General features: G+C 52.1%; 1 protein-coding gene. It reads left to right on the top strand.

The window, feature by feature from the left end; genetic code table 11:
• Positions 1–404: 404 nt before the first annotated feature.
• The coding region (locus tag V6D20_13175; protein HEY9816732.1) for an iron uptake porin at positions 405–1,874 on the top strand (1,470 nt) is incomplete at its 3' end.

The following is a 1,874-nucleotide window of genomic DNA, read 5'->3' as shown; positions in this document are numbered from 1 at the left end:
AAGCATTTCTCCACTCAAAAGTCCCAGCTAGGTTGAAGAGCGATGCTTCGTCATAGGCTGCCTCATAAGCTCAGGCTGCTTTTTAGGCTCTATCGTTCCTAGCTGATGACTCACCCTACCGAAAGCGATCCACACCTGTTGATAGAACGGATACAAATTTAGAATTCTTCAATCGGTAGCTGTCCCAAGGGCTATATCCGTCATATCCCCTAGAAGTCCTCTGTAGGGTTCTTGCTCTCTTACACCTTATGGAGGCAATCCTCTAGGTCATGGGCGTGTCACAATCAGCACACATTTACAGATCAGTGTATCGGTCATCACACTTCAGTCTTTTTGTTCTGGTAGCATAAAACCCACTTAATAACTTCCCCTATGTGGTGTGGGGGCATCATTACCTTAAGATTATGCACAATCACTTGCTGGTGCGACCCACGAAACTAGCGGTTTCGCTGGTTATCGGTCTATGCTCGGTTTCCCTAAGTTTTCTTCTGCCTGGTTTAGAGCAAGCAGCGATCGCCGACGATCTTCCCTTGAGTGATCCTCAAACAGATGCCCTAGCTCTGGATGACCTGCCTACCTCTGAATCCAGCCCGATCCCGGACTTAACGCTTGAGGCAACGGTATCTGAGGCTAGCCCAGAGGCAGCGATCGCTCCCCTCAGCGCATCCCCCCTCGACGAATCAACCTCTGCACCCAGCGTAGTACCGGACTTAGTAGCTGAAGAGTCCCTATCTGAGGTCACTCTAGACGCTACCCCCGAGGAGGCCGTAATCCCAGACCTTAACGCAGACGACTTCTCAAACCTTGGCGATGCGTCATCTCTGTCTGTGGTAGAACTAGACCCTGCCGTTCTCAATGGCAGCATGGCAACCGTTACATCGGTGAACCAGCTTTCCGATGTACAGCCCACCGACTGGGCTTACCAAGCGCTCTCCTCGTTGATTGATCGCTATGGCTGTATTGCCGGCTACCCAGACGGCACCTTTCGCGGCAATGCTGCCATGTCTCGCTATGAGTTTGCCGCAGGGCTCAATGCCTGCCTAGATGGCTTTGCCGCATCCCTATCTCCAGACGATATGGGTACGGTTGATCAACTAGTGCAGGACTTCAGCGCCGAGCTGGCGGATATTAGAAGTCGAGTAGACGATTTAGAAGCTCGTTTAGCGGTTTTAGAAGGCGCTCAGTTTTCCACAACCACGAAACTTAGTGGACTCGCCTTCTTCCACTTTGGATCTGCTGGTGCCGATGGCAGTGTTCTTGCAGAAACTAGTGACCCAGGTGCTCCCCTCAATATCCGTCCAGCCGCCCGCAACTCTGTCACCAATCGCCCTATTGTCAGCAGTATTGATGAGGATCCCCAATTCACCTTTGGATATCTTCTTTGGCTGAACCTATCGACCTCGTTTACTGGCGATGACTTGCTCTTTACCCAGTTGGCCGTTGGCAATGGCGATTCCCCAGCCAACCTCTTTGTCTCATCTGGGCTGTACAACACCTATGGGGTGCCCTTTACGGATCAATCCGGTGGTGTCAACGATAACGATTTTGTGGTGCGGGAGCTGTTCTACGACTTCCCAGTGGGCGATCGCATTCGGGTAGCCGTTGGCCCTCGCATTAACTGGTATCGATATTTTGACGGCAACGCCTACACGTTTTTCCTCACGGGAGCCAGCAGCTTCAACTCTAGCGGTGGCACCCAGTTAAACGCCGTTGACCGGGGCGCTGGGGCAGTTGTGCGCTGGGATATCAACAATCAGCTTGCCCTTAATGTTGGGTACTTGGGCGAAAATACAGAATTTCTCCCCGGAGCCTTCTTCAACACCGCTACCGATCCAAATCAAGGACTGTTCAACGCATCCAATACCCTCACCGTC

The sequence above is a fragment of the Candidatus Obscuribacterales bacterium genome, from assembly GCA_036703605.1.
Taxonomy (GTDB): domain Bacteria; phylum Cyanobacteriota; class Cyanobacteriia; order RECH01; family RECH01; genus RECH01.
The sequence above is the reverse complement of the archived record's forward strand: the minus strand, read 5'-3'. Positions and strand labels throughout refer to the sequence as shown.